Origin of the sequence: Sphingomonas eleionomae, from assembly GCF_049889035.1 — a bacterium.
Taxonomy (GTDB): Bacteria; Pseudomonadota; Alphaproteobacteria; order Sphingomonadales; family Sphingomonadaceae; genus Sphingomonas.
Genome location: NZ_JBLTWP010000001.1, coordinates 420,178 through 445,613 on the forward strand (window position 1 = coordinate 420,178; position 25,436 = coordinate 445,613).

Annotated in this window: 28 protein-coding genes and 1 pseudogene; 12 read left to right on the top strand and 17 right to left on the bottom strand. The window is 66.4% G+C overall.

Translation table 11 applies throughout. The features are described 5' to 3' along the window. Position 1 precedes the first annotated feature (1 nt). Positions 2-1,183 carry a serine hydrolase domain-containing protein gene (locus tag ACNI3Q_RS01935; protein WP_426273685.1) on the top strand — a complete coding sequence of 394 codons (1,182 nt, stop codon included), beginning with the start codon at positions 2-4 and terminating at the stop codon, positions 1,181-1,183. 24 nt (positions 1,184-1,207) lie between these two features. Here the strand turns inward: ACNI3Q_RS01935 and ACNI3Q_RS01940 are convergent, their stop codons facing one another. Beyond that, positions 1,208-1,930 (bottom strand): SDR family NAD(P)-dependent oxidoreductase, encoded by a 723-nt coding sequence (locus ACNI3Q_RS01940; RefSeq protein ID WP_426273688.1) that lies wholly within the window; start codon positions 1,928-1,930, stop codon positions 1,208-1,210. A gap of 1 nt (position 1,931) precedes the next feature. Next, positions 1,932-3,383: an amidophosphoribosyltransferase gene (gene purF, locus ACNI3Q_RS01945; RefSeq protein WP_426274179.1), complete on the bottom strand. Its 1,452-nt coding sequence runs from the start codon at positions 3,381-3,383 to the stop codon at positions 1,932-1,934. A gap of 144 nt (positions 3,384-3,527) precedes the next feature. On the opposite strand from purF, the gene ACNI3Q_RS01950 reads away from it, so the two are divergent. After that, complete coding sequence (locus tag ACNI3Q_RS01950) at positions 3,528-3,776, top strand: Rho termination factor N-terminal domain-containing protein (protein ID WP_426273690.1); 249 nt, start codon at positions 3,528-3,530, stop codon at positions 3,774-3,776. 4 nt (positions 3,777-3,780) lie between these two features. Here ACNI3Q_RS01950 and rsmD read toward each other — a convergent pair whose 3' ends face one another. Then, positions 3,781-4,320 (bottom strand): 16S rRNA (guanine(966)-N(2))-methyltransferase RsmD, encoded by a 540-nt coding sequence (gene rsmD, locus ACNI3Q_RS01955; RefSeq protein ID WP_426273692.1) that lies wholly within the window; start codon positions 4,318-4,320, stop codon positions 3,781-3,783. Then, entirely contained in the window at positions 4,317-5,054 is a 738-nt protein-coding gene (locus tag ACNI3Q_RS01960) for a pseudouridine synthase (protein ID WP_260019609.1), read from the bottom strand. The genes rsmD and ACNI3Q_RS01960 overlap by 4 nt, the downstream gene beginning before the upstream one ends. Positions 5,055-5,181: 127 nt before the next feature. Here ACNI3Q_RS01960 and ACNI3Q_RS01965 point away from each other — a divergent pair, with 127 nt between their 5' ends. The 6 genes and pseudogenes from ACNI3Q_RS01965 (at position 5,182) to ACNI3Q_RS01990 (ending at position 8,719) form a co-directional block, all read left to right on the top strand. After that, positions 5,182-5,610 (top strand): response regulator transcription factor, encoded by a 429-nt coding sequence (locus ACNI3Q_RS01965; protein WP_426273694.1) that lies wholly within the window; start codon positions 5,182-5,184, stop codon positions 5,608-5,610. Positions 5,611-5,675: 65 nt separating this feature from the next. Further along, positions 5,676-5,846, top strand: coding sequence for a hypothetical protein (locus ACNI3Q_RS01970; RefSeq protein ID WP_426273696.1), 171 nt, complete (start codon positions 5,676-5,678; stop codon positions 5,844-5,846). Positions 5,847-5,858: 12 nt separating this feature from the next. Then, a pseudogene (locus ACNI3Q_RS01975) lies at positions 5,859-6,167 on the top strand (DUF1223 domain-containing protein); the annotation flags it as partial. A 5-nt stretch (positions 6,168-6,172) separates the two neighbouring features. Beyond that, positions 6,173-6,433, top strand: coding sequence for a DUF1223 domain-containing protein (locus tag ACNI3Q_RS01980; protein WP_426273698.1), 261 nt, complete (start codon positions 6,173-6,175; stop codon positions 6,431-6,433). A 134-nt stretch (positions 6,434-6,567) separates the two neighbouring features. Next, a complete protein-coding gene (locus ACNI3Q_RS01985; RefSeq protein WP_426273700.1) occupies positions 6,568-7,962 on the top strand; it encodes an AmpG family muropeptide MFS transporter in 1,395 nt (464 codons plus the stop codon). Positions 7,963-7,972: 10 nt separating this feature from the next. Continuing rightward, positions 7,973-8,719, top strand: a complete 747-nt coding sequence (locus tag ACNI3Q_RS01990; RefSeq protein WP_426273702.1) for a tetratricopeptide repeat protein — start codon at positions 7,973-7,975, stop codon at positions 8,717-8,719. 20 nt (positions 8,720-8,739) lie between these two features. On the opposite strand, the gene ACNI3Q_RS01995 is transcribed toward ACNI3Q_RS01990, so the two are convergent. The 6 genes from ACNI3Q_RS01995 to ACNI3Q_RS02020 all read right to left on the bottom strand — a co-directional run bounded on the left by ACNI3Q_RS01995 (position 8,740) and on the right by ACNI3Q_RS02020 (position 14,160). Next, positions 8,740-9,174, bottom strand: a complete 435-nt coding sequence (locus tag ACNI3Q_RS01995) for a DUF6628 family protein (protein WP_426273704.1) — start codon at positions 9,172-9,174, stop codon at positions 8,740-8,742. 57 nt (positions 9,175-9,231) lie between these two features. Further along, on the bottom strand, positions 9,232-10,566 hold the full coding sequence (locus ACNI3Q_RS02000) for a bifunctional folylpolyglutamate synthase/dihydrofolate synthase (protein ID WP_426273706.1): 1,335 nt from the start codon (positions 10,564-10,566) through the stop codon (positions 9,232-9,234). A gap of 68 nt (positions 10,567-10,634) precedes the next feature. Then, positions 10,635-11,492, bottom strand: a complete 858-nt coding sequence (accD, locus tag ACNI3Q_RS02005; RefSeq protein WP_426273708.1) for an acetyl-CoA carboxylase, carboxyltransferase subunit beta — start codon at positions 11,490-11,492, stop codon at positions 10,635-10,637. Then, positions 11,489-12,292, bottom strand: coding sequence for a tryptophan synthase subunit alpha (gene trpA, locus ACNI3Q_RS02010; RefSeq protein ID WP_426273711.1), 804 nt, complete (start codon positions 12,290-12,292; stop codon positions 11,489-11,491). The genes accD and trpA overlap by 4 nt, the downstream gene beginning before the upstream one ends. Positions 12,293-12,295: 3 nt before the next feature. Then, positions 12,296-13,525, bottom strand: a complete 1,230-nt coding sequence (gene trpB, locus ACNI3Q_RS02015) for a tryptophan synthase subunit beta (protein WP_426273713.1) — start codon at positions 13,523-13,525, stop codon at positions 12,296-12,298. Further along, positions 13,522-14,160 carry a phosphoribosylanthranilate isomerase gene (locus tag ACNI3Q_RS02020; protein WP_426273715.1) on the bottom strand — a complete coding sequence of 213 codons (639 nt, stop codon included), beginning with the start codon at positions 14,158-14,160 and terminating at the stop codon, positions 13,522-13,524. The genes trpB and ACNI3Q_RS02020 overlap by 4 nt, the downstream gene beginning before the upstream one ends. A 144-nt stretch (positions 14,161-14,304) precedes the next feature. Here ACNI3Q_RS02020 and ACNI3Q_RS02025 point away from each other — a divergent pair, with 144 nt between their 5' ends. From ACNI3Q_RS02025 to ACNI3Q_RS02040, 4 genes are read left to right on the top strand one after another with little or no spacing between them, the layout of a single operon-like run. Further along, complete coding sequence (locus ACNI3Q_RS02025; protein WP_426273717.1) at positions 14,305-14,946, top strand: Pr6Pr family membrane protein; 642 nt, start codon at positions 14,305-14,307, stop codon at positions 14,944-14,946. A gap of 50 nt (positions 14,947-14,996) precedes the next feature. After that, the gene (locus ACNI3Q_RS02030) at positions 14,997-16,631 is read left to right on the top strand and encodes a sodium/sugar symporter (protein ID WP_426273719.1); all 1,635 of its coding nucleotides are present in this window, start codon (positions 14,997-14,999) and stop codon (positions 16,629-16,631) included. A 2-nt stretch (positions 16,632-16,633) separates the two neighbouring features. Beyond that, positions 16,634-17,503, top strand: coding sequence for a 2-dehydro-3-deoxygalactonokinase (locus tag ACNI3Q_RS02035; protein WP_426273721.1), 870 nt, complete (start codon positions 16,634-16,636; stop codon positions 17,501-17,503). Next, entirely contained in the window at positions 17,500-18,138 is a 639-nt protein-coding gene (locus ACNI3Q_RS02040; RefSeq protein ID WP_426273723.1) for a 2-dehydro-3-deoxy-6-phosphogalactonate aldolase, read from the top strand. The genes ACNI3Q_RS02035 and ACNI3Q_RS02040 overlap by 4 nt, the downstream gene beginning before the upstream one ends. A gap of 21 nt (positions 18,139-18,159) precedes the next feature. On the opposite strand, the gene pyrF is transcribed toward ACNI3Q_RS02040, so the two are convergent. From pyrF to ACNI3Q_RS02075, 7 genes are all read right to left on the bottom strand, one after another. Next, a complete protein-coding gene (gene pyrF / locus ACNI3Q_RS02045; RefSeq protein ID WP_426273725.1) occupies positions 18,160-18,834 on the bottom strand; it encodes an orotidine-5'-phosphate decarboxylase in 675 nt (224 codons plus the stop codon). Further along, on the bottom strand, positions 18,831-19,187 hold the full coding sequence (locus tag ACNI3Q_RS02050; RefSeq protein WP_426273727.1) for a lipopolysaccharide assembly protein LapA domain-containing protein: 357 nt from the start codon (positions 19,185-19,187) through the stop codon (positions 18,831-18,833). Before ACNI3Q_RS02050 ends, pyrF begins: the two co-directional genes overlap by 4 nt. Before the next feature lie 74 nt (positions 19,188-19,261). Beyond that, positions 19,262-21,577 (bottom strand): patatin-like protein, encoded by a 2,316-nt coding sequence (locus ACNI3Q_RS02055; RefSeq protein WP_426273729.1) that lies wholly within the window; start codon positions 21,575-21,577, stop codon positions 19,262-19,264. A gap of 29 nt (positions 21,578-21,606) precedes the next feature. Next, a complete protein-coding gene (locus tag ACNI3Q_RS02060; protein WP_426273731.1) occupies positions 21,607-22,302 on the bottom strand; it encodes an endonuclease/exonuclease/phosphatase family protein in 696 nt (231 codons plus the stop codon). Positions 22,303-22,306: 4 nt separating this feature from the next. After that, a complete protein-coding gene (locus ACNI3Q_RS02065) occupies positions 22,307-23,668 on the bottom strand; it encodes a sensor histidine kinase (RefSeq protein WP_426273733.1) in 1,362 nt (453 codons plus the stop codon). A 7-nt stretch (positions 23,669-23,675) separates the two neighbouring features. Further along, positions 23,676-24,389 (bottom strand): response regulator, encoded by a 714-nt coding sequence (locus ACNI3Q_RS02070; RefSeq protein WP_260019591.1) that lies wholly within the window; start codon positions 24,387-24,389, stop codon positions 23,676-23,678. A gap of 86 nt (positions 24,390-24,475) precedes the next feature. Then, positions 24,476-25,318 (bottom strand): EF-hand domain-containing protein, encoded by an 843-nt coding sequence (locus ACNI3Q_RS02075; protein ID WP_426273735.1) that lies wholly within the window; start codon positions 25,316-25,318, stop codon positions 24,476-24,478. Between the last annotated feature and the right edge of the window lie 118 nt (positions 25,319-25,436).

Consider the following 25,436-nt stretch of genomic DNA (forward strand, 5'->3'; position numbering starts at 1 on the left):
GATGCCGAAGCGGATGCTGCGTGCGATGCTGCTGCTGGGTGCGGGGATGCTGCCCGCCATGGGCATGGCCCAGACGGCGCCAGCGCCGGCACCGATGACGGCTGAACAGCGGGCAAAGCTGTCCCGCGCGGCGGCAGAGATCCTGTTCTGGCCCGACGCCGTGCGATCCAGGAATTTCCGGGCGATGGAAACCGTCTTTCCCGGCACCACGGCCAAGGCATCGAATGTCGTCCGCCTGTTGCCCAAGGGTCAGCCGCTGGCGATGGACGCGGCGCGCATCGACGCGTTCATGGCGGCCAATAATGTCGCCGGCCTGATCGTGGTACAGGACGGCAAGGTGCGCGAGGAACGCTATGGCCTGGGCATGACGGCGCAGGATCGCTGGACCAGCTTTTCGGTTGCCAAATCCTTTACCTCGACGCTGGTCGGTGCCGCGGTGAAGGACGGCAAGATCGCATCGCTGGACGATCCCGTGGTCCGTTACGTCCCCGAGCTGAAGGGCAGCGGCTATGACCGGGTGACGGTCCGCCAGGTGCTGACCATGACCAGCGGCGTGCGGTGGAACGAGGATTACACCAACCCCGACAGCGACGTCGCGCGCATGGCGCTGGCCACCGCTCCGGAGGGGCAGGACCCGATGGTCGCCTATCTCGCCAGGCTGCCCAGCGAAGCCGAGCCGGGCACGAAATGGGTGTACAAGACGGGCGAGACCAACCTGATCGGCATCATTGTCGAACGGGCGACGGGCCGCCGGCTGAGCGATTATGCGCAGGAAAAGATCACCGGCCCTGCGGGGTTTGAGGGTGATCTGTTCTGGATGACCGACCTGACGGGCCAGAATATCGGCAGATGCTGCCTGTCGGTTCGCCTGCGCGATTATGCCCGCATGGGCCTGTTCGCGCTGGAGGGCGGCAAGGGGCAGGTGCCCGATGGCTGGTTTGCCGAAGCGGGTAAGGAACAGGCATCGATCGGCAGCCTGCCCGGTTTCGGCTATGGCTATCAATGGTGGACCTATCCCGACGCGTTCGGTGCGCAGGGCATTTTCGGCCAGTCGATCGTGATCGTGCCGGACAGGAAGCTGGTGATCGCCATGATTGCCAACTGGCCAAAGGCGACGGGTCAGGACCTGAGGCTGGCGCAGCTGCAATTCATGGCAGAGATTTCGGCGGCGGCCGCGAACTGAGGGTCGCGGCGAGCCGTTCCGGGATCAGCCGACCCGTTCGACGCGCCCGTCCTCGAAATCGCTGGCCAGCAGCTTCAGGATATGGTCGGCCACCACCTCTGGCGGCTTAACGCTGTCCGGATTTTCGCCGGGATAGGCGCGGGCGCGCATCTTTGTCCGGGTCGCACCCGGATCAAGGATCGCGGTGCGCACGGGCGAGATGTTGCGCACTTCCTGCCCATAACATGCCAGCAGCGTTTCGAACGCCGCCTTGGACGCGCCATAGACGCCCCAATAGGCGCGCGGATGGCGCCCGACGCTGGACGTGATGCCGATCACCCGCCCGGCGGAGGATGCGCGCAGCATCGCATCGAACGAGGCCAGCAGCGCGGCCTGTGCGCTGACGTTCAGGGTCATCACCTTGGACAGTTCCTTGGGATCGATGGCCGTGACAGCGCCCAGCGATCCAAGCATCGCGGCGTTGAGGACCAGCACGTCCAGCGCCTTCCACCGTCCGGCAATCGCTTCGGCCAGGCGGATCACGCCATCCCCCTCGGTCAGGTCTAGCGGCGCGATGGTCGCGCTGCCCCCGGCGTCGTGAATTGCCTCCTCGACGGCCTCCAGCCCACCGGCCGTCCGTGCGGTCAGGATGACGTGCGCCCCGGCCCGGCCCAGCGCGATGGCGGTTGCCGCGCCGATCCCGCGACTGGCCCCGGTGACGAGCGCGAGCTTGCCGGCAAGCGGCTGTTCCGGCGTCAGTTCGGTCATGTCAGTTACCCAGCAGTTCGAGCTGATCCTGGCCGCCGCGTTCCAGCTGATCGGTCAGCGGCGTGGGATATTCCCCGGTGAAACACGCATCGCAATAGCGCGGGCGGACGGCGGTGCGCCCGGCCTCGCCCAGCGCCTTGTACAGCCCGTCGATCGAAATGAAGGCCAGGCTGTCGGCATGGATGAAATCGGTCATTCCGCCCAGGTCCAGCTTTGCGGCGAGCAGCTTGGCCCGTTCGGGGGTGTCGACGCCGTAAAAGCAGCTGTGCCGGGTCGGCGGGCTGGCGATGCGCATATGCACCTCGCGCGCCCCGGCCTCGCGCATCATCTGGACGATTTTCAGGCTGGTGGTCCCGCGCACGATCGAATCGTCGATAAGGACGACCCGCTTGCCCTGAATCAGCGCGCGGTTGGCATTGTGCTTCAGTTTGACGCCCAGGTGGCGGACCTTGTCGCCCGGCTGGATGAAGGTGCGGCCGACATAATGGGACCGGATGATGCCCAGTTCGAACGGAATGCCCGATTGCTGGGCATAACCGATGGCGGCGGGCGTGCCGCTGTCCGGCACCGGGATCACCAGGTCCGCCTCGACCGGGTTTTCGATCGCCAGCTGAGCGCCGATCGATTTGCGGACGGAATAGACCGACTGGTCATCCGCGATCGAATCAGGCCGGCTGAAATACACCCATTCGAAAATGCAGGGCCGCGGCGAGACGGGGGCAAAGGGGCGGACCGATTCGATTCGCCCGTCATGGTGCACGATCACCAGTTCGCCCGGTTCGACCGAACGGACGAAATGCGCCCCCACCACGTCCAGTGCGACGGTTTCGGATGCGAAGATGATCGAATCGCCGAACTTGCCCATCACCAGCGGGCGGATGCCGAGCGGATCACGGCAGGCGATCATCATCTGCGGCGTTGCGCAGATCAGGGAATAGGCCCCCTCCACCTGCTTCAGCGCGTCGATGAACCGGTCCAGCGGGGTGCGGAAATCGGACGTGGCGACCAGGTGGATGATCGTTTCGGTATCGCTGGTCGATTGAAAGATCGAACCCGACTGCACCAGTTCGCGGCGCAGGTGCATGGCGTTCGAGATATTGCCGTTGTGCGCAATGGCGAATCCGCCGGTTGCCAGTTCGGCATAGAGCGGCTGGACATTGCGCAGCGCCGTTTCGCCCGTCGTCGAATAGCGGACATGGCCCAGCGCGACCCGGCCCGGCATCTGTTCCATCACGTCCGGACGGTCGAAATTGCCCGCCACATGGCCCATCGCCCGATGGGTGTGGAACAATTCGCCGTCGAAACTGGTGATGCCCGCCGCTTCCTGGCCGCGATGCTGAAGCGCATGCAGGCCAAGCGCGACCAGCGCCGCCGCGCCGTCCGCCCCGGAAACCCCGAAAACACCGCATTCTTCACGCAGTTTGTCGTCGTCAAATGGATGAGTGGTAATCATCATGCGCCCGTCGCTGCCCTGCCCCTGGCGCGCCATATAGGGCGGTCGATCGGCTTTGTCGCCCTTTTGTCACATCCGATTGTCGGAAGGTGAACCCGCCCGGACCCTCTGCGTTGATCCGATGGAAAACAAGGGAAGATCGCGATGGCAAAGGATCACGGGCCGAGCATCAAGGACGATGCGACGTACGAGGCGCTGCTGCGGCAGGGCGCATCCCCGGAAAAGGCGGCGCGGATTGCCAATGCCCGCGCGGCAGGGACGCTGGAGCCGGGCGGCGGCAAGCTGGAGGACCGGACCAGGGCCGAACTGTATGATCAGGCCAGAAGGATCGGCATTCCCGGGCGGTCGTCGATGAACAAGGCGCAGCTTGTCCAGGCGATCCGCAAGGGATGACGGTTCAGGCGTCGCGCCGCAACAGCGTCAGCCGCGCCTTGCCATGCACCCGGTCGGCATCGATCGTGAAACCGGCGATGGTCACTGCCTCGGTCCGTTCCGTCTCGATGCTGATCCAGGTCGCATCGGCGATCCAGCCCAGCCGGTTGAGCTTGTCGAGCGCGACCGCACCCGCGCCGGTGCCATAGGGCGGGTCCATCATCACCAGATCGAGCGGCGCCGGGGCAGGGCCAAGCGCCATCACCGATTGCGCGCGGATATCGGCGCGGATGTTCAGCATCGTTGCATTGTCCCGGATCGCGGACAGGGCATCGCGGTCCTGCTCCACGAACAGGCACGTGGCTGCCCCGCGGGACAATGCCTCGAACCCCAGCGCGCCCGATCCGGCGAACATGTCTGCGACCGCCAGGCCGTCGAAACTGCCCAGACGGCTGGTCAGCATGGAAAACAGGGCCTCGCGCGTGCGATCGGCCGTTGGCCGCGTCGTGTCGCCGCGCGGAGTGGCCAGCCGCCGTCCGCGCCATTGCCCGGCAATGATCCTCATTTCAGCGTCTTGCGAAACGCGACCAGATCGTGCTGGCGCACTTCGCCAATCTCGCCGACCGGCAGGTCGCCCAGGATGAACGGGCCATAGGACATCCGGATCAGGCGGTTCACCTCCAGCCCCAGATATTCCAGCACCCGGCGCACTTCCCGGTTCTTGCCCTCGGTCAGTTTCAGCGCGATCCAGACATTGGCGCCGGTGCGCCGTTCGATATTGGCGTCGATGGGGCCGTATCGCATCCCCTCGATCTCGACCCCTTCCATCAGCGATTCGAGCTGCGCCTGCGTCACCTGTCCATGCGCGCGAGCACGATAGATGCGCTCGACCCCGCTGGACGGCAGCTCAAGCTGACGCTTCAAACCGCCATCGGTGGTCATCAGCAGCAGTCCCTCGGTATTGTAATCCAGCCGACCGACGGGGACGAGCCGCGGCAGATCGCGTGGCAACCGGTCATAGATGGTCGGCCGCCCCCTGGGATCGCGCTCCGTCGTCAGCACCCCGGTCGGCTTGTGGAACAGGAACAGCCGGGCGGGATCGGGCGCCCTGACCGGCTTTCCATCCACGGTCACGCCGTGCAGCGACGTCAGCAGAGTCGCGGGCGTTTCCACCGGCTTTCCGTCGATGGCGATGCGCCGGGCCTCGATCATCCGCTCCACCTCGCGCCGCGACGCGACTCCAGCGCGCGCGAGCAGCTTGGCAATGCGCTGAGTTTCCTTGGATTTGGGTGGCGCCATCGTTTTTGATATATTCCGTTTCAGGGACACGACGAAATCCATCCGGCGTGCCGACCCACCCCATGTCATGGGCGTTATGACCGGGGGCGCGGATAGTCCGCTTCACCAGGCGAAAGAGCGGATAGCAATGTTGTTCGGCAGAAGAAAGCGGACGATTACCCGGCTCCTCATCGTGGAGGATGAGCCGCTGGTCGCGTTCGATGCCGAACACATCCTGACCGAGGCGGGGTATGAGGTGCTGGCAACGGTCGATACGATCGCGGCGGCGTTGGCCCATATCGCCGATGGTCAGCCGCAACTGGTGCTGCTCGATATCAACCTGAGCGACGGCAACGGCCTTGCGATTGCAGAGCGTGCCCATGCGGACGGCGTCCCGGTGCTGATCGTATCCGGCCTGTGCCCGGATCAGGCGCAGATGCTGGCAATGGGGTGGCTGGCCAAGCCCTATCGGCCGCGCGACCTGATCGGCGCAGTGGCCGCCATCGAAGCCATGGTCGACGGCCAGCCGCCAAAGACATTTCCCACTGGCCTTTCCCTGTTCGCGCCCGCCGGTTAGCCCGTCCGTAACCTGACGCGGCATTCCGGCGAACCTGTTCGTGATCCGGAATGAAAGCCCGCGCCATGAACAGTCGAATCATTACCGGGATTGTCGCGGCGCTGGCGCTGGCTGGAGCTGGCTATGCCCTGACCCTGCAAAAGCCGTCGACCGATCCGGCTTTCAACCCTGCCTCCGTTTCGGCCATTACCGGCCATCCCGTGGCGGTCGAGCTGTTCACCAGCCAAGGCTGCTAGTCCTGTCCGCCAGCCGATGCGTTGCTGGCGCGGCTTGCGCGTGACCCCAATGTCGTCGCGATCACCCGGCCCGTCACCTATTGGGATCGTCTGGGCTGGACGGACACGCTTGCGCTTCCGGCCAACACCGCTCTGCAACAGGGTTATGCCGCCCGAGGGATTACCGGTGCAGGCGTGTACACACCGCAGGCGGTGGTACAGGGGATCGACGGAACGGTCGGCAGCCGGGAGGCGAGCTTGACCCGGCTCATCGCCCGGCACGCTGACCAGCCGGAAATCGGGATCACGATAAGGCGAGGCGGCCGGCCGGCCGTCTGCTGACCGGCATGCCGGCCATGCCCGCCACGGTGCAGCTGATCGGACTGGACAGCAGCGAGACCGTGCGCATCGGCGACGGCGAGAATGGCGGCCGGAAGGTCACTTACGTCAACGTCCTGCGAAACGAGGCGCGGCTCGCGGACTGGCGGGGCGGGCCGATGACCATCCCGCTGAACCTGGCCAAGGCTGGCGGGCGCGGCGTCGACCGACATGCCGTCATCATCCGCGCTGGCGATGCCGGCCCCATCCTTGCAGCGCGATATCTCTGACGACCCGCCCCGTCGCGCCGCCGGGCCGTGAGCGCACCCCCGCTCACGGCCCATCCCCCCTCTAGGCAATTGCGGCCGTTGCGCTATGCCATGGGCTGTTCGGGGCCGGATCGGCGCAGCGGAGGGACGGGTCTGTGAGTTTCGGGTGGGATACCCTTATCTTTGTCGGCATTCTGGCGGCGATCATCGGGCTGGCGTTCGTCATCCCCTCCTTTGCCCCCTATCGGCGGCCCATGCCGATCACGGCGTTCCTGCTGGGCGTGTCCAGCGGCTTTCCGCTGACGCTGTTGCTGGGCACCATGACCTATTGGCTGTCCAAGGTAGGGATCGAGAAATCGACCATCGGCTTCGCCATCGGGCTGACCACGCCCTATACCCTCAAATTCCTGTGGGCGCCGCTGGTCGACCGGCTGCCTCTGCCGGTGCTGACCCGCGCATTCGGGCAGCGGCGCGGCTGGCTGTTCTTCATTCAGGTACTGCTGTTCCTGTCGCTGTGGCAGCTGGGAGGCAGTGATCCGGCCAACAATATCGGCCTGTTTGCGATCTGGGCGATCATCGTCGCCTTTCTGTCCGCGACGCAGGATATCGTGATCGATGCCTATCGCATCGAAATTCTGCCCGAGGCGGAATTGCCGCACGGTACGGCCATGAACCAGTTCGGATATCGCACCGGCAATCTGATTGCTGGGGTGGTCACGGTCTGGCTTGCATCGTCGGAGGGGTTCGATCTGGGCTGGGCCATGGCCTATGGCATCACTGGGTTCCTGGTGATCCCGGCGGCCATCGCCGCATTGTTCGCCGGGCAGGGCAAGTTCGTGCCGCAAGCCGCACGAGGTGCCGGCATGGCATTCGGCGCATGGCTGAAAACCGCGGTGCTGGATCCGTTCATCGAATTTCTGGGCCGGCGCGGTGCGGTGCTGATCCTGGCATTCGTGCTGGTTTACAAGGTCGGCGACGCGATGGGGCAGGGGATGCTGAACCCGATGATCGTCGAGCTTGGCTTTACCGACAAGGAATTCATCGCAATCAACAAGCTGGTCGGGATTGCAGCGCTGTTCATCGGATCCGCCCTCGGCGCACCGTTTATCGCCTGGCTGGGCATGGGCCGCGCATTGTTCATGTCGGGCCTGTTGATGATGTTCTCAAATCTGCTGTTCGCTGTGCTGGCCAGTGTCGGACATTCGCCGCTGATGCTGGCACTGGCGGTGGGCACTGAAAACCTGACCAGTGGCATCGGGCTGACCGTGTTCGTCACCTATCTGTCCGGCCTGTCCAACCTTGCCTATACGGCCACGCAGTTTGCGCTGCTATCGTCCTTTGCAGCGGCGGGTCGCACTTGGCTGGCAACGCCGTCGGGCCAGTTGGCAGAGGGGCTCGGCTGGGTCGGATTCTGGCTGTTTACCGTCGCGGCGGCGCTACCCGGCATGATCCTGTTGTGGGTGCTGTGGCAAAAGGGGTTTGTGGTCGAAAGCCTGCGCGCGGCCAAGCAGCAACCCGAGCCGGAGCCGGCCAGGGCGGCAACCGAGTAGGGGCGCCGTCATGCCGATCTATCTGCTGATCCTGGCGATCCAGATTGCCTGTATCGTCCATGTGATCCGCAACGGCCGCAATCAGTTGTGGCTTCTGGCGCTTTTCTTTCTGCCGGTGGCCAGTGCCATCGCCTATCTGCTGGTCGAGGTGCTGCCCGGTGCGCGGGGCAATCGCCATGTGCGGCTGGCCGAGGCAAAGGTGCGCCACGCCATCGACCCGGAGCGGGAATTGCGCAGCGCCCGCGACGCGCTGGATCTGGCCGACACGGTCGCCAATCGCGAGCGGCTGGCCGATGCGCTGATGGCGCTTGGCCGTCATGCCGAGGCGCTGCCGGTGCTTCGCCAACTGGCAGCGATGCCGGGCGGCGGTATTCCGGCGCAGCGGCGCAAGATTGCCCGCGCGCTGTACGAAACGAACGAGCCAGCGGGCGCGCTGGCCGAGCTGGACGCGGCAGGCGATCCGTCGACCCAGGCGGACCGGGACCGCGTGATGCTGCTCCGCGCGCGGAGCCTTGAGGACCTTGGCAAGCGCGAGGAGGCGGCGACGATCTATGCCGACATCGTCACGCGCCTGCCGGGGGAGGAGGCACGGTGCCGCTATGCCGCGTTGTTGATCGCGCTTGGCCGACGCAGCGAGGCGCTGACCGTGCTGGAGGAGGTCGAGCGACGGGCAAAGCGGCTGGACCGGACGCAGCGCGCGGCAGAGGCGGAAATGTATCGCTGGGCCGCTGATACGCTGGCCGAACTCAGGGGTTGAACCCCTGACCCGCCGACCGGTCAGTCGAGCGGCTGGCCACCATCGGCAAAGGCTCGGGCGAGCAGGGCGGCGGTGGCCGCGGGGCCGTCCACCATCCGGCGGCCGATGACATCGCCCAGCAGCACGCGGGTGCGGCCCGGATCGGTGGCCGCCGCCGCAATGGCATCGGCCAGCAAAGCCTCGTCCACCGTCATGCGTCCGCAACAGGGCGGCGAGATGCGGATGGGGCCGCTGGCCAGCGACGACAGTTCCGCGATCAGGCTGCGCAGCAGAACGAGCGGGCGGCGATACTGACCGCCAAAGGCGGACATGAAGATGCTGGCCGTCATCGCATCGTCCAGGCCGTGCATCCCGGTACGGCGCAGGCCGTGCATCAACAGGCGGCGGGCGGCGTGATCGGGCTGACGACGGGGCAGGGCGGCGGCAATGGATTGGGTGGTCAACATCGGGGGCATGTCTCCTGTCAGGCCCCTACGCTACTCCTGCGCTAATGATAGTCAATCGCAAAAAGATCAGTCGGGCAATTCCGCGTTCATCCGCAGCACCTCACCCGCCAGATAGAGCGAACCGAGGATCAGGACGGGGGCCGCCTGTCCGTTCAACCGGCGGGCCAGGCAAGCAAAGGCATCGGCGGGATCGGCGGCAACCTGGCCATTGGCGACGCCCATCTGTGCCAAGGTGCTGACCAGCGCATCGGGGGCGTGATGGGCATGGCCGGGCACGGGGATCGCGGTTACGCTGGCCAGCATCGGCGCAATCGGGGCGAGCAGGCCCTCCGGCTGCTTGTTGGCGAGCATCCCCAGGATCAGGTGGACGCCGCCCTCCGGCACCAGCGATGCCAGCGCATCGGCCACCGCCTGCCCGGCCGCGGGATTATGGCCACCGTCCAGCCAGATGGGCGATCCCGGCGCGAGCATGGTGCTGAGCGGGCCGTCGCCCAACCGCTGCATCCGGGCGGGCCAGCGCACGGCAAGCGCCGCCTTCAGCGCGGCGGCACTGACCGGCACCCGATCCTGAGCCCGCAGCATGGCAATGGCCAGCGCCAGATTGCCCACCTGATGATCGCCCGGCAGGACGGGCCAGGGCGTCACGATCTGTGCACCGCCGCCCGGCCCATGGTGAACCACCTGTCCAAGCCGCGCATCGCCCCCGAACTGCCAGTCCACCCCTTCGCGCAACAGCGGCGCACCGACCGTTCGGCAATGCGCGGCGATGACGGTGTTCAGCGCATCGCCGTGATCGACCGTCACCAGCGGGCGGGCGGGCTTGGCAATCCCCGCCTTTTCGAATGCGATCTTCTCGATCGTGTCGCCCAGAAACGCCTCGTGGTCCATGCCCAGCTGGGCGATACCGCACACGGCCGGATCGGTCAGCACGTTGGTGGCGTCCAGCCGCCCGCCAAGCCCCACCTCGATCACGCAGGCGTCGGCTGGTGTCCGGTGAAAGGCGAGGAACGCGGCGGCCGTCGTCACCTCGAAAAAGCTGGCGCCGATATCGCCGCCCGCATCCAGCACCTCGGCCAGCAGTGCAGCCAGCGCATCATCCTCGATCAGCCGTCCGGCCAGCCGGATCCGTTCGTTGAACCGGACCAGATGCGGGCTGGTGTAGACATGGACGCGCCGCCCATCCGCCTCCAGCGCGGCGCGCAGAAAGGCGCAGGTCGACCCCTTTCCGTTCGTTCCCGCGACATGGAACACCGGCGGCAAAGCGCGATGCGGATTGCCGATCCGGTCCAGCAACCGGGTAATGCGGTCCAGCCCCAGCACGTCCACGCCGGGACCAAGCGCCATCAGCCGGTCAAGCTGGCGCTGCACCGCGGGGTCGGCCGAGGATGCGTGATCGGGCATGGATCAGACCCGGACCCTGGTTCCGTTCGTGGGACACGAACGCACGGGGCCTGCGCGACGGTGCGGGGTCACGCCGCCTTGCGAGCGCCGGTCAGGTAATCGATCACCTGCGCCAGCTGATCGGCCAGCTGATGACGATGGACCACCATATCGATCAGGCCGTGCGCCAGATAATATTCGCTGGTCTGGAAATCGTCGGGCAGCTTTTCGCGGATCGTGCTTTCGATGACGCGGCGGCCGGTAAAGGCCAGCGTCGCGCGCGGCTCCGCAATCTGCACATCGCCCAGCATGGCGTATGCGGCCATGACGCCGCCCGATGTCGGGTCGGTCAGCACGACGATATAGGGCAGGCCGGCATCGTGCAGCATCTGAATGGCGACGGTCGTGCGCGGCATCTGCATCAGGGACAGGATCCCCTCCTGCATGCGCGCGCCGCCGCTGGCGGTGAACACGATATAGGGCGCCTTGACCTTGATCGCGGCCTCGACGCCGGCGATGAACGCCTCACCCACCGCCTGACCCATGGATCCGCCCATGAACCCGAAATTCTGGACGCCGACGATCGCGCGCTGGCCCCGGATGCGGCCATCGGCATTGACGAATGCGTCGGTGTTGCCGGTATCGGCGCGCGCCGCCTTCAGCCGGGCGGCATAGGGCTTTGAATCGCGAAACTTCAGCGGGTCGTCGGCCGTGCGCGGGCTGGGCAGGACGGTGAAGCCGGGGTCGAACAGATGCTCGAAGCGGTCGTTCGGTCCGATCCGGCCATGATGGCCGCACAGCGGACAGACGGACATATTCTCCTGATATTCCTTCATGAAGACCATCTGCCCGCACCCTGCGCATTTGTGCCACAGATTGTCGGGCGTGTCCTTCCTGACGGGGACGAAAGAGGAGATCGCGTTGCGGACGCGGCCAAGCCAGCTCATGCGGAAACCCTGGATACGGCGCGGATCGCCTGCGCCAATGTGGTGATATAGGATTGGACGGCGGCCGGGGCGCTGACCCCGTGCTGCGCGACCAGTTCGACAATGGCGGAACCGACGACGACGCCGTCGGCGACCCGCCCGATGGCTGCGGCCTGTTCCGGCGTGCGTACGCCGAAACCGACCGCAACGGGAACGTCCGTCGCCGCTTTCAGCCGGGCGACGGCGGCATCGATGCTGTCCTGTGCCGCCTGTTGCAGACCGGTGATCCCGGCGACGGAGACGTAATAGAGAAAGCCCGATGCACCATCCAGCACGGCGGGCAGCCGCGCGGCATCGGTGGTCGGCGTGGCCAGGCGGATGAGGTGCAGGCCGGCGGCGCGAAGCGCGGGGCCAAGCTGGTCATCCTCCTCCGGCGGGATGTCGACGCAGATGACGCCATCGACGCCGGCATCGCGCGCCGCGGCAGCGAACCATTCCGGCCCGCGCCGCGTCATCGGATTGGCATAGCCCATCAGGACAAGGGGCACGTCGGGGTGCCGCTGGCGAAAGGCGCTGGCGATGGCCAGGATGTCCGCCGTGGTCGTGCCATTGGCCAGCGCGCGCAGATTCGCCGCCTGAATGGCCGGACCGTCCGCCATCGGATCGGTGAACGGCATCCCAAGCTCGATTACGTCCGCCCCGCCCGCGACCAGCGCGTCGAGGATGTCTGCAGTCGGCCCATCGCCAGCAGTGACGAAGGTAACCAGCGCGGCGCGCCCTGCTTCACGGGCAGCGGCGAAAGAGGAGGCGAGGCGGTCCATCGATTAGATGTCCGTCCCCAGCGCCTCGGCGACGGTGAAGATGTCCTTGTCGCCGCGGCCGCACAGATTGGCGAGAATCACCTGATCCTGCCGCATTTCCCGCGCGACCTTGCCGACGGCGGCGATGGCGTGGCTGGGCTCCAGCGCGGGGATGATCCCCTCCGTTCGGCACAGCAGCTGGAACGCGTCCAGCGCCTCGGTATCCGTCACGGACGTGTATTCCACCCGCCCGATTTCCTTCAGCCACGCGTGCTCCGGGCCGATGCCGGGATAGTCGAGGCCGGCACTGATCGAATGGGCTTCGGCAATCTGGCCGTCGTCATCCTGCAGCAGATACGTCTTGTTGCCATGAAGGATGCCGGGATAGCCGCCCGCAAGGCTGGCCGCGTGCTGCTTGTCCAGACCATGCCCCGCCGCCTCGACGCCCAGCATCTTGACGTCGGCATCGTCCAGGAAGGGGTGGAACAGGCCGATCGCGTTCGATCCGCCGCCGATCGCCGCAACCAAGAGGTCGGGCAGGCGGCCGGTGCGGCTCAGCATCTGTTCGCGCGCTTCTCGCCCGATCACGCTTTGGAAATCCCGGACCAGTTCCGGGTATGGGTGCGGACCGGCGGCGGTGCCGATGATGTAGAACGTGTCGTGGACGTTCGCCACCCAATAGCGCAGCGCCTCGTTCATGGCGTCCTTCAGCGTCGCCGCACCGCTCGTCACCGGCACGATTTCCGCGCCGAGCAGCTTCATGCGGAACACATTGGGCTGCTGCCGCTCCACGTCCTTTGCTCCCATGAAGATGGTGCAGGGCAGGCCGAAGCGCGCACAGACGGTGGCGGTGGCGACGCCATGCTGGCCCGCGCCCGTTTCGGCGATGATCCGCGTCTTGCCCATGCGGATCGCCAGCAGGATCTGGCCGATGCAGTTGTTGATCTTGTGCGCGCCGGTGTGGTTCAGCTCGTCGCGCTTGAACCAGACCTGTGCGCCCATGCCATCGGCCGCGTCCTTGCGAAATTCCTCGGTCAGCCGCTCGGCATAATAAAGCGGACTGGGGCGCCCGACATAATGCTCCAGCAGGTCGTCGAACTGCGCGGCAAAGGCCGGGTCCGCCTTGGCGGATTTATACGCCGTTTCCAGTTCGAGGATCAGCGGCATCAGCGTTTCGGCGACGTAACGGCCGCCAAACTGCCCGAAATGCCCGCGATCGTCGGGCTGTGAGCGATAGCTGTTGGGTGCGTTCATGATGCGACCGCTTTAAGGAAAGCGGCGATCTTGTCCACATCCTTGGTGCCCGGCGTGCGTTCGACGCCGGACGATACATCGACCAGCGTTGCCCCCGTCGTGCCGATCGCCTCTGCGACATTGCCGGCATCCAGCCCGCCGGACAGCGCCCAGGGCAGCGGGTGATCAAACCCGCGCAGCAGCGTCCAGTCAAAGCGAAGGCCCATGCCGCCCGGCAAGGATGCGCCATCCGGCGTCTTTGCATCGTACAGCACGCGGTCAACGATCCCGTGCAGCCGCCGCGCCGGATCAAGGTCAGCGCGCGTCTTGACCGCAATCGCCGCCCAGGTTTCGATCCCGGACAGGCGCGCGCGGATGGCGGCGATCCGTTCCGGCGCGGTCTTGTGCAGTTGAACGGCACTCAGCCGGCCGGCCGCGATTGCGCCGTTCAACAGGTCGTCATCGGGATCGACAAACACGCCGACCCGTCCGACCGTGTCGGGGGTGCGTGCCGCCAGCATCGCCGCCTGATCCAGCGTCAGGGTGCGGGGAGAGGGCGGAAAGAACACAAACCCGACATGGCTGGCCCCGCCGCCAATCGCGGCATCCAGTGTTTCGGGCGTCGAAAGTCCGCAGATCTTGGCAGTGGCACGCATGGTCCCGCGCTAGGGGCCGGGCATCGCGGGGTCAATCGTCCGCCGCCCGATCCATCGCCAAACTCGCCGCGTCCGGGCACAAGGGCATTGTCTTCGCCGCCATGCTTCGACAAGCATGGCCGGGGTTGAGGAGGGGATGAGCGAATGGACCGGCCAAGCACCTGGATGCAGCCGATCGCCCGAACGGTTGCGCTGGTCGCCGGATTTGCGCTGGTGCTGCAACTGGCGCTGATCGTCGGGCAGTTTGCCGGGCGGGGCGAGGGCGTCGGGGCCGCGCTGTGGCGGTTTTTCGGCTTTTTCACCATCCTGTCGAACCTGTTCGTGTGCATCGTGGCCGCGGCCATGGGCTTGCGCGCGGGATCGCCGCTGGCGCGGCCATGGGTGCGGCTGTCGGCGCTGGTCGCGATCCTGCTGGTCGGCATCACCTATTCGATTGCCCTGCGCCATGTATGGGAACCGACCGGATGGCAGGCGGTCGCGGACCACCTGTTGCACGATGCCGTGCCGCCCCTGTTCCTGCTGGCGTGGCTGACCAGCGGTCACGGCACGCTGCGTTGGGGGCAGTTGTGGCGGGCGCTGCTGTTCCCGTTGGCCTATCTGGCCTATGCGGTGGCGCGCGGTGCGCAGGATGGCTGGTATGCCTATTATTTCCTCGATCCGGGCAAGGCGGGATGGGGCGGTTTCGCCGCTGCGGCCGGCGGCATCACCATCGCCGTCGCGCTGGGGGCCGCCATTCTGGTCGCGGTCGACCGCTGGCTGGGCGGTGCCCGTGCCCGGCGACGCTAGACAATCGACAATCATATGATAATTCGGGTCAACAGTATGTGGGAGGGTGCGTGACGGGGCTGTCGCAAATCGATCTGATCGTGGTGATCGTCTATGCCATCGGCATTTTCGGCCTTGCCCAATGGATCAGCCGCGAAAAGGCGGGTCGGACCAAGAATACGTCCGATTATTTCCTGGCGTCCAAGGCGCTGCCCTGGTGGGCGATCGGCGCGTCGCTGATCGCGGCGAACATTTCCGCCGAACAGATCGTCGGGATGTCGGGATCGGGCTATGCCGTCGGCCTGGCCATTGCATCCTATGAATGGATGGCGGCGCTGACGCTGCTGATCGTCGGCAAATGGTTTCTGCCGATCTTCCTGCGCAACGAAATCTACACCATGCCGCAGTTTCTGGAACAGCGGTTCGGGCCGACGATCCGCACCGTGATGGCGGTGTTCTGGCTGGCGCTGTACGTTTTCGTCAACCTGACCTCGATCCTGTGGCTCGGCTCGATTGCTGTGACTCAGGTCGCGGGCGTGGATCAGGACGTGGCGCTGATCGGCCTGGGCATCTTTGCCCTTGTCTATCAGCTCCGCGGCGGGCTGAAGGCCGTGGCGATGACCGACATTGTGCAGGTGACGCTGCTGGTCTTTGGCGGTCTGGTCGTCTCGTGGCTGACGCTGAGCGAGATTGGCGGCAATGCCGGCGTTCTGGGCGGCTTTTCCCGGCTGACCACCGAATTGCCCGAAAAATTCGACATGATCCTGTCGCCGGACAACCCGTTCTACAAGGATCTGCCGGGCCTCAGCGTCCTGATCGGCGGGATGTGGATCGCCAATCTCAGCTATTGGGGGTTCAACCAGTACATCATTCAGCGTGCGCTGGCGGCCAAGAGCCTGGGCGAGGCGCAGAAGGGCGTCGTCTTTGCCGCGTTCCTCAAGATGCTGATGCCGATCATCATCGTCCTGCCCGGCATCGCGGCGGTGATCCTGGCCCCCGACCTTGCCAAGCCGGATCAGGCATACCCCACCATGATGCGGCTGTTGCCGACGGGGTTGCTGGGCCTAGTCTTTGCGGCCCTTGTCGCGGCGATCATCGCGTCGATGGCGTCCAAGATCAATTCGATCGCCACCATCTTCACCCTTGATCTCTATGCCAAGCTGAAGGGGATTCAGAGCCGGGCGAGCGAAGCGGACGGCGATGCCGCAGCCAGCATGGCGCATGAAAAGTCGCTGGTGCTGGTTGGCCGGATCAGCGCGGTCGTGGCGACGATCCTGGGCATCCTGACTGCCCGTCCGCTGCTGGGCAGCCTGGATCAGGCGTTCCAGTACATTCAGGAATTTTCCGGATTCGTCACGCCGGGCATCTGCGTCATCTTTCTGCTCGGCCTGTTCTGGCCGCGCGCGACAGAGGCGGGGGCGCTGGTCGGGGCGGTGGCGTCGGTTGTCCTCAGCTTCCTGTTCTGGCTGCCGGCCGACTGGGGCGGGATCGCTGCGCTGAATGCCGTGCCGTTCATGAACCGCATGATGATCGTGTTCTTCATCAGCCTGGCGCTGGCCATCATCGTCTCGCTGTTGCGTCCGGCACAGGCGGAGCGCAACCGGATCACGATGCAGGGCGTGTCCTTTGCGACCAGCACGGGATTCAACCTGGCCAGCGTGGCGGTGGTCGTCGTGCTCGCCATCCTTTACGCGGTCTGGTGGTAGTGATGGCGGACACGCTGCTGGCGATTGACTGGGGCACCACCAATCGCCGCATCTATCGGATCGAGGCGGGGGCGGTGGTGCACACGCACCAGGACGGCCTTGGTGTCACATCGGTCACCGATTTTGATGCGGCGGTGGGTGAAGTGCGGGGGCAGTTCGGCGATCATCCGATGCTGATGGCCGGGATGGTCGGGTCGTCGATCGGCTGGCGCGTCGCCCCTTATGTCGCGGCACCTGCCGGGATTTCCGAATTGGCGGCAAAGCTGATGCGGGTGGATGCGCGCACGGCCATCGTGCCGGGTGTTTCGACGACTGCCAACGGACGCGCCGATGTGATGCGGGGCGAGGAGGTGCAGTTGCTGGGTGCGATTGCCGCCGGGCTGGTGCCTCCCGACGCCGTTCTGGTTCAACCGGGTACGCACAGCAAATGGGCGCGAATGGCGGATGGCCGGATCGCGGGCTTTTCCACCGCGATGACCGGCGAACTGTTCGCCCTGCTGCGCGGGCATGGCGTGCTCGCTCAGCAGCTTGGCGGCGATCCGGCGCTTGGCCCGGCGTTTCTGGACGGCGTTGCCGATGCGCGGGACCGCCGCGACCTGTTGACCGACCTGTTCGGCATCCGGGCGGCAGGATTGCTGGGGATGCGCGCGGATGGGGATGCACCCGCCTATGCCAGCGGCCTGTTGATCGGGACGGAGGTTGCCGCGCGGCTGTCCGAAACGGATGCCGACCGGGTTCATATTCTGGCGGGCAATGCCCTGGGCCGGCTGTACGTCGCGGCGATCGAGGCGCACGGGCGGCAGGCGGTGCTGATCGACAGCAGCGCGGCATTTGTGGCGGGCGTTACCGCGCTTCAGGGATTTCAGAAATGAGTGAGACGAGCAACCGGTTCGACGCGGCGTTTGCGCGCTGCCCCCTGATCGCGATCCTGCGCGGCGTTCAGCCGGACGAGGTGGTGCCGATTGGCGAGGCGCTGATCGCGGCGGGGTTCACCCTGATCGAAGTGCCGCTCAATTCGCCGCGCCCGCTGGACAGTATCGCCCGCCTGGCCAGCGTGGCCGGCGATCGCGCGGTGATCGGTGCCGGAACGGTGCTGACCGTGGCGGATGTCGATGCCGTCGCGGCCGCGGGCGGCACGATGATCATTTCGCCCAACACCGACGCGGCAGTGATCGGGGCCAGCGTCAATGCGGGCCTTGTCTCACTGCCCGGCATGGCGACCCCGAGCGAGGGGTTTGCGGCGCTGGCCGCCGGGGCCCATGCCTTGAAACTGTTTCCGGCAGAGGGCGCATCGCCTGCGGTGCTGAAGGCGATGCGTGCGGTGCTGCCGGCCGGCACGCGCGTCCTGCCGGTGGGCGGCATCGATCCGGGGAATATGCAGCCATGGCTGGACGCCGGCGCTGCCGGATTCGGCCTTGGCTCGGCGCTCTATCGCCCCGGATACAGTGCGGAACAGGTCGGTGAACGCGCGCGGGCGTTCGTCGCGGCGCTGACCACCGCGGCTTGATCGGCCCGCTACCCTATCGATCTAGAGGGTCGCCTCGATGGCCCGCGCGGCCTGATCCGGGTCCTCGGCCTGCGTGATCGGGCGGCCGATGACCAGGATGGAGGCACCGCGATCCAGCGCGTCGCGGGGCGTTACCACCCGCTTCTGATCGCCGGCCGTCCCATCGGCGGGGCGCACGCCGGGGACGACGAAAAACCCGTCTTTCCACACCGAGTGGGCGGCCTTCACCTCTTCGCCTGAACATACGATGCCATCGACCCCGGCGGACCGCGCCAGTTCGGCCAGCCGAACGACCTGTTCGTGCGGATCGGCCGACAGGCCGATGGACTGAAGGTCGCTGCCGTCCAGGCTGGTCAGCATGGTGACGGCGACAACCTTGGTCCCCTCCGGCGCGGCGGCCTTGGCATCTTCCATCATCGCGCGGCCGCCACTGGCATGGACGGTCAGGATCGCGGGATTAAGCGGGCGCAGCGCCTGCACCGCCTTTGCCACCGTGTTCGGAATGTCGTGGAACTTCAGGTCAAGGAAGATGGGCAGGCCGATATCAGCCATGGCGTGCACGCCGTGCCGGCCATTGGCCATAAAGAATTCTAGGCCGAGCTTGATCCCCCCCACATGGGTATGGACGCGCCGGGCCAGGGCCTGCGCCTGTTCAAGGTCTGGCGTATCCAGGGCAACGAAGATCCGGTTGGTCACAGGCGCTGCCCCGGCGCGGGGTCGAGCGGAAGCTCGCCAGCAGCGGTCGGCGCTGTGGCCGATGGTACAGACGGCGCTGGCGGCGGCATAATCGGCGTCTGGGCATTGCGCAATTCGTTCAGCGCGCGCTCCGTGCTCGCCAGTTTCGATTTCAGCCGCCATTTCATCGCCTGATGCGCCAGGAACATGGGCAGGAAACCCAGCAGAAAGACGATGCCGAGCAGCAGCGGCAAGTTGGTCTGGGCAACCATCCCGCCCCACAGCCGGACGTCCACGCTGGTCCAGTTGTTGAAAGCGAAGGCAACCAGAATGCCGACCAGCAAGGCCCAGAACAGGGTCCTCAGGAATTGCATGGGCGATCCTTTCCTTTTCTCATGCCACGGCGGACCCTAGGCGCAATCGCCCGGATTGGCCAGCCACGGCGCGTTCATCCGATCTCGGCGTCCAGCGCCTCGAACAAGCCGGGAATGCTTTTGAGCCGTTCCCGTTCCTCGTTCAGGATGGCGCGGAACGCCTGTTGCTTGACCGCCAACAGCTCGGCCGGATCGGGACGCTGGCTTGGGGACAGGGTGGAAAGCACGATGTCGATCAGGCGGTCCGCACCATGCAAGCGGCCCCACAGATAGTCGTTTTCGCGATAGGCGCGGCTGAAAAACGCGCCGAAATTGTTGAACTGAATCCCCTTCAGCGTCGCCGCCGCGCCCCCGGACCGGATCGCCGTCGCATCGTCGGGCGAGATGCGGTCGACGCGGATCGGATCGAATTCGTCCATCCCCTCACCCTCCAGCAGCGGCAGGGTGGCCAGGTCGAAAAACGGAAAGCCCAGATAGGCGAGCAGCACCGGGCGGCGCAGATCGCGCGACAGCTGGCTGAATGCCGCCGACAATCGGTCGTCCGTCGCACTGTCCAGCGCCTCAAGGTTCATATGGGCGGCCACCCGGTCCAGCACGGCGCCGGGATGATCCAGCAACGCGGGCATGTCGTCCGGGCCGATCAGCCCCGCATGATGTTCCTGCCGCTCACATTCCAGATAGGCGCTGAGCGATTGATAGACCGCCTCGCGCATCGCCGACAGCGCCTCGTCCGGCGTCGCTTCGTCCAGCTCGGTGATCCGCCGGGCCAGCAGCCGCAGCCGCCGGATGCGAAAGCCAAGGTCATGGGCGCGCAGGAACGCGACGGCGGCGGGTGCGGCGCCGGTCGGATGCCCGGCGGCGAAATCCATCTCACCCCTGTCGCGCACGCACGCGGCCAGCGCGGCGCGGATCGTGCGGATATCCTCGGCCGTCGTCCGCTTGGTCATCGCCCCGACCAGGGAGGCCAGCCGGTCGATGATCGCGTCCACTTTCAACAGGGCATAGGCCGCATGGCCGTAACCCGCCCGGCTTGCCGCATGGCTCTGTGCCCGGCGACGCCAGTTCACCAGCCGTCGCGGTGTCGGATAATCCAGGAACAGGGTATAGCCGAACAGGCCGACGACCTGCGCCTCCACCTCTGCGCGGATCGCCTCCATGATCGTGCGCATCCGGATGATGCGTTCGGACCGGGCGGCAATCGCCTCCAGATTGTCGCGGATCGGCTGTTGCCGGGGCAGTTCAGACAGCGATCCGATGATCGTCTGGAAAAAGCCGGGCCGGTGGCCGGGTTCGCCATAGATGCCGGGCCGCGCGCCGGGGGTCGGATCGATGAAGATGAACCGCCGGTCCACCTGTCGCCGGGCGGGGCGTTCGCGCAGGGCATCGATGGCTGGCTGAAACGGGGCATTGACGAGAACGGACCCGTCGATCAGCGCTGCCTGTTCCGCCGCGCCCGCTGCTGCGCGATGCGGCATGGCGCGGCGCAGAAAATCGGCCCGGCCCGGCCACGACCGGTCCCGGGTATCCAGCACCCGGTCCAGTTCCCCGACCGAAAAGGGCGGAAAGGCGCCCGGAAAGCTGGACGTTGCGCGGGCAGCAAAGGCAAGCTCGGCAGGGTCGGCAAGGGCGCAGGGGCCGTCATGCCCCTGATCCCGGAAACTGATGACCAGCCGATGTTCCGTCTCGATCACCTCGGGCGGGGAATTGAGGCGGAGCAGTTCGAAATGCCCCTCGAAATCCGTCACCGTGACGAACAGGTCGATGGGCTGGCCCGGCGGCAACAGGCGGGGGCCGGGGGTGGCGGCCGCCATGGCGTCAAGCGCGTCCAGCAACAGGTCGAGCATCCGTTCCCCGCCAAAGGGCGGTTCGAACCAGCGGGATCGGACAAAATGTTCCAGCTTGCGCTTCACCTCGTCCCGCGCGCCCTCTTCGACAGTGGCGTCGATCATCGTGCCGCGGTTCATCGCCATCCAGGCGATGGGCAGCGCCCACAGCTTGGTCATGCGTCCGGATGGTGCCTGACCGGGATCGATCAGCGCCTCGACATCGGCCGTGTCCAGCCACAGGTCGGTCAGCGGGTCGAGCGATTGGCCCGAACTGATCGCCTGGGCGAGGAAGACGCCATTGATGCCGCCTGCACTCGCGCCCGCGACAATATCGGCCAGCACGCGTACCTGAACGCCGGTGCGGTCGGCAATGTCCTGAAGCAGCGCGCGATAGACCCCCTCACTGCCGGGGGATGGCGGGTCGCCATCGCAAAAGGCGCGGCTGGCGCGGGCAAGCCGCCAGATCTCCTTGGTAATGCCGTGCATGTACACGGCCAGGCTGATGCCGCCGTAACAGACAAGGGCGAGCCGCAATTCCTTTTCCCGCACGGGGCTCCCCCTCATATCGCCCGTTCCATCCATGGCATGGATGGTCAGGCCGGTTGTATCCTAGCCCAGACCGGCCGGTGATCGGAAGCGGCGTGGGCGGCGACGCTGCCATGGACGCCGCAGTCCAGGATGGACAGGTCCGGGCTGACCATGATCCGGTCGAGCCGCCCGATCGGCCGCTGCGCCGGAAAGCTTGGCCCGGTATCGGCCAGCCGGTGGGATCGGCAGAAATCGGCAATGCAGCCGCCATTGGGCCGCCATTCGTTCAGGTCACCCATCAGGATGGTCGGCATGGACCTGGGGCGGGCGGCAAGATGCGCCAGGATCGCCCGCGCCTGCCGCCGTCGCCAAAGGCCCGACAGATCAAGGTGCATGCCCACGATCCGATAGTCGCGCCCGCGGACGCGAACCTCGGTCAGCACTGCGCCGCGTGGCTCCAGCACGGGCAGGTGCAGCGCCTCTGCGTGCAGCAGCGTTGCGTCGGGCCGAATCAACAGGCCATTGCCGTGCCAGCCCATGCTGGCCTGCCGCTGTGCAACGGGCACCACCTGCCACCCGCCATGATCGTTCAGGATATGGCCGGGCAACACCGCCTGACGGTTGCCAAAGCGGCGATCGCATTCCTGCAGCGCGACGATATCGGCCCCGATTTCGCCCAGCACCTGCACGATGCGGTCCGGCCGCCGTTGCCGGTCGGTCCCCACGGCCTTGTGAATGTTATAGCTCGCGACCTTCAGCATCGGATCAGCGGGGCAGGCGGATTGCGGCGATCAGTCCGCCGCCCTGACGGTTGGTCAGCGTGATCGTGCCCCCTGCATCGCGGACAATGGCACGGGCCAGTGCCAGACCCAGGCCGATGCCGCCGGTATCCCGGTTGCGGCTGGTTTCGAGGCGGATAAAGGCATCGAACACACCGTCGATCTTGTCCTCGGGGATGCCGGGGCCGTGATCGGCCACCTCGATACACACGTCGCGCTCGCCCGGAACCAGCCGCACTTCGGCTGACCCCGCATATTTGACGGCGTTTTCGATCAGGTTGCGCAGCGCCCGCCGCATCAACGTCGGACGGATGCGGATGGTGACGCGCGGTGCCTCTGTCGCGGTCACATCGGCGCCCAGATCCTCGAAATCGGCAACGACGGCATCGACCAGCGCGGCCAGATCGACATCGCTGTGCGGCTCGCTTGGCCGGCCCATGCGGGCCAGCGACAGGATATCCTCCAGCGTCCGGTGCATTTCCTCGATGATCTCGGCCATGCGCGCCCGGTCCTGTTCGTCCTCGACGCTTTCGATCCGGACGCGCAGCGCGGCCAGCGGTGTGCGCAGATCATGGCCGATCGCGCCAAGCATCCGGTCCTTTTCATCCAGCATGGCGGTCGCGCGGCCGGACAGGCCATTATAGGCCGAAATCACCGACCGGACGTCCTCCGGCCCCCGTTCGGGCACCGGTTCGCCCGGCTGTGCAGGGTTAAAGCTGGCCGCCGACTGCGCCAGCGACCGCAGCGGACGCGCGATCCGCCGGCCCAGCACCACGATGGGCAGCATGACAACCGCATAGAGCACAAGCGTCTGGGCGATCAGTTGCCAGATCAGGAACCGCCCGGTCATTGGCCATGGCGCGCGGATCGCCAGCCACCCCTTGCCCGGCAATTCCACCGCGACCAGCAGGTCGGGCGGCCCCTTTTGCCGGCTCTGCCGCTGATCGTTCTGACGTCGGCGCGGTTCAAGCACCGGGACGGGCAGGTGGTCGTGGTTCAGGACGGCGACGATGCGGCCATATTGGACCCGGCTTTGGTCCAGGCCATAGCGGATGCCGGCCGCCACATCATCCTCGGTGGGCAGCCCTTCCGGCACCGGATTGGCGCTGACCAGCCGCACCCTGCCGCGCGGTCGCGGGTCGTCCAGCGACAGCCGGCCCTGCTCCACCCGTTCGGCGGCATCGACGATGCGGGTGATGGTGGGCACCGCGATCTGGGCAAAGCGATATCCCTGCCGCTCGCGCAGCAGCAGCGCGAAGTTCAGCGCCTGCGCCACGAACAGCGCCAGCGCGACGAGCAGCGCAAGCTGACCGGCAAGGCTGCGCGGCAACAGGCGGATTCGGCTCATGCGCGCGTCAAAGCCGCGTGACCTCGGCCGACAGGGTATACCCGCCGCCCCAAACGGTCTTGATGACGGAGGGGCTTTTGGGGTCCTCCTCCAGCTTCTTGCGCAGGCGGCTGACCTGATTGTCGATGGCGCGATCGAATGCTGCCGCTTCCCGACCCTGGGTCAGGTCGAGCAACTGGTCGCGGGTCAGCACCTGACGCGGCCGCATGACCAGCGCGTGAAGCAGGTTATATTCGCCCGTCGACAGCGGCACCGACACGCCGTCGCGGTCGACCAGCGTCCGCTCGCCGGTTTTCAGCACCCATCCGGCAAAGGCGAAACTGCCGCTTTCGGGCGCGTGCTGGCGCGATCCGTTCGCCGCGCGGCGCAGCACGACCTTGACCCGCGTGGCCAGCTCGCGGGGGGAAAAGGGCTTTACGACATAATCGTCCGCGCCCATTTCCAGGCCGACGATCCGGTCCGTCTCCTCGCTCTTTGCGGTCAGCAGGATGACGGGCGTATCGCTTGTCGCGCGAATGTGACGGCACAGGCTCAGGCCATCCTCGCCCGGCATCATGATGTCGACGATGGCTAGATCGATGTCATAGGCGTTGAGCCGCGCGCGCGCGGCCTCCGCATCGGCGACCTGCGTCACCCGAAACCCCTGTTTCGTCAGAAACTGGGCCAGCGGTTCGCGGATCGATCGTTCGTCATCGACCAGAAGAAGGTGCGGCAGGCTCATAGGCGGATCCGATTGTGACGCGGGAATGGGCCAAACGCCAGAGCGGAAGCAAGGCTCCGCCCTGGCGCGTCGGGCGTCGGCGGCGATCAGCCGGCCGGGGGCGGGGGCGGCGCCTCCGCCGGCATGGGCAGGCGGCCATCGCGCCACTTGTCCCGCAATTCGGCAAAGCGGGCCTTGGCCGCGCTGCGTTCGGCGGCGTCGATCTGCCCATCCTTGTTGGTGTCCAGCCGCGCGAACCGGGCCTGTGCCTGTACGCGCATTTCCGCCTGGCTGACCGTGCCGTTTCCGTCGGTATCGACACGGGCCATCATGCGGCCGCCGATCTGGCCCATCGTCTTGCGGGCGGCGGCACGTTCGGCATCGGAAACCGTGCCGTCCTTGTTCGCATCCAGCCGCGCCTGCATCTTCTCGCGCAGAGCGGCGCGTTCCGCATCGGTCACCGTCCCGTCGCGGTCTGCATCGGCCCAGCGGCCCGGCGCGCCACGCATCTCGCCAGCGTCAGCGCGTCCGGCGCGCCGTTCCTCCCGCGAAACCTGACCATCCTTGTTGGTGTCGAGCCGGGCGACCATGGCCGCGCGTGCAGCCTCCCGCTCCTCGGTCGACACCTGGCCGTCGCCATTGGTGTCCATGCGCTCCATCATCATGGCGCGCCGTTCGCCGCGGCCGCCGCCGTGGCGCTTGCCATGGCCTCGCTTGGGCATTTCCTCGGGCGAAAGCTGCCCGTCCTTGTTGACGTCCAGCTTGGCAAAGCGGGCGTCGGATTCAGCCACCATTTCCGCCTGGCTGATCTTGCCGTCCTTGTTGCTGTCCAGCTTGACCAGCATCCGGTCGGGGCCATCCACTCCCAGCTGCTGGGCGGCCAGCGCACCGCCGGCCAGAATGGTCGTGGCGCTCAGCGCCGCCGCGATTATCGTGTTGCGAACCATCATCCGTTTCCTTGATCCCTTGCCGGGAACATCCCGACATTGACGATGCTTTTCGTCGGGATTTGTCGCCCGAATTTGTCGGGCGACCGGATTATTGTCGCAATCTGTCGCGGCGGCGGTA

Bases quoted from the DNA above. Each gene is read 5' to 3' on its own strand.
- ACNI3Q_RS02055 (WP_426273729.1), bottom strand. From the start codon at position 21,577: ATGAGGGGGAGCCCCGTGCGGGAAAAGGAATTGCGGCTCGCCCTTGTC.
- ACNI3Q_RS02020 (WP_426273715.1), bottom strand. From the start codon at position 14,160: ATGCGTGCCACTGCCAAGATCTGCGGACTTTCGACGCCCGAAACACTG.
- ACNI3Q_RS02070 (WP_260019591.1), bottom strand. From the start codon at position 24,389: ATGAGCCTGCCGCACCTTCTTCTGGTCGATGACGAACGATCGATCCGC.
- ACNI3Q_RS02040 (WP_426273723.1), top strand. From the start codon at position 17,500: ATGAGTGAGACGAGCAACCGGTTCGACGCGGCGTTTGCGCGCTGCCCC.
- purF (WP_426274179.1), bottom strand. From the start codon at position 3,383: ATGATTACCACTCATCCATTTGACGACGACAAACTGCGTGAAGAATGC.
- ACNI3Q_RS02050 (WP_426273727.1), bottom strand. From the start codon at position 19,187: ATGCAATTCCTGAGGACCCTGTTCTGGGCCTTGCTGGTCGGCATTCTG.
- accD (WP_426273708.1), bottom strand. From the start codon at position 11,492: ATGAGCTGGCTTGGCCGCGTCCGCAACGCGATCTCCTCTTTCGTCCCC.
- ACNI3Q_RS02065 (WP_426273733.1), bottom strand. From the start codon at position 23,668: ATGAGCCGAATCCGCCTGTTGCCGCGCAGCCTTGCCGGTCAGCTTGCG.
- ACNI3Q_RS01990 (WP_426273702.1), top strand. From the start codon at position 7,973: ATGCCGATCTATCTGCTGATCCTGGCGATCCAGATTGCCTGTATCGTC.
- ACNI3Q_RS01965 (WP_426273694.1), top strand. From the start codon at position 5,182: ATGTTGTTCGGCAGAAGAAAGCGGACGATTACCCGGCTCCTCATCGTG.
- ACNI3Q_RS01940 (WP_426273688.1), bottom strand. From the start codon at position 1,930: ATGACCGAACTGACGCCGGAACAGCCGCTTGCCGGCAAGCTCGCGCTC.
- ACNI3Q_RS01960 (WP_260019609.1), bottom strand. From the start codon at position 5,054: ATGGCGCCACCCAAATCCAAGGAAACTCAGCGCATTGCCAAGCTGCTC.
- ACNI3Q_RS01970 (WP_426273696.1), top strand. From the start codon at position 5,676: ATGAACAGTCGAATCATTACCGGGATTGTCGCGGCGCTGGCGCTGGCT.
- ACNI3Q_RS02075 (WP_426273735.1), bottom strand. From the start codon at position 25,318: ATGATGGTTCGCAACACGATAATCGCGGCGGCGCTGAGCGCCACGACC.
- ACNI3Q_RS01980 (WP_426273698.1), top strand. From the start codon at position 6,173: ATGCCGGCCATGCCCGCCACGGTGCAGCTGATCGGACTGGACAGCAGC.
- ACNI3Q_RS01950 (WP_426273690.1), top strand. From the start codon at position 3,528: ATGGCAAAGGATCACGGGCCGAGCATCAAGGACGATGCGACGTACGAG.
- trpB (WP_426273713.1), bottom strand. From the start codon at position 13,525: ATGAACGCACCCAACAGCTATCGCTCACAGCCCGACGATCGCGGGCAT.
- rsmD (WP_426273692.1), bottom strand. From the start codon at position 4,320: ATGAGGATCATTGCCGGGCAATGGCGCGGACGGCGGCTGGCCACTCCG.
- ACNI3Q_RS02060 (WP_426273731.1), bottom strand. From the start codon at position 22,302: ATGCTGAAGGTCGCGAGCTATAACATTCACAAGGCCGTGGGGACCGAC.
- ACNI3Q_RS02025 (WP_426273717.1), top strand. From the start codon at position 14,305: ATGGACCGGCCAAGCACCTGGATGCAGCCGATCGCCCGAACGGTTGCG.
- ACNI3Q_RS02035 (WP_426273721.1), top strand. From the start codon at position 16,634: ATGGCGGACACGCTGCTGGCGATTGACTGGGGCACCACCAATCGCCGC.
- ACNI3Q_RS01935 (WP_426273685.1), top strand. From the start codon at position 2: ATGCCGAAGCGGATGCTGCGTGCGATGCTGCTGCTGGGTGCGGGGATG.
- trpA (WP_426273711.1), bottom strand. From the start codon at position 12,292: ATGGACCGCCTCGCCTCCTCTTTCGCCGCTGCCCGTGAAGCAGGGCGC.
- ACNI3Q_RS01995 (WP_426273704.1), bottom strand. From the start codon at position 9,174: ATGCCCCCGATGTTGACCACCCAATCCATTGCCGCCGCCCTGCCCCGT.
- ACNI3Q_RS02000 (WP_426273706.1), bottom strand. From the start codon at position 10,566: ATGCCCGATCACGCATCCTCGGCCGACCCCGCGGTGCAGCGCCAGCTT.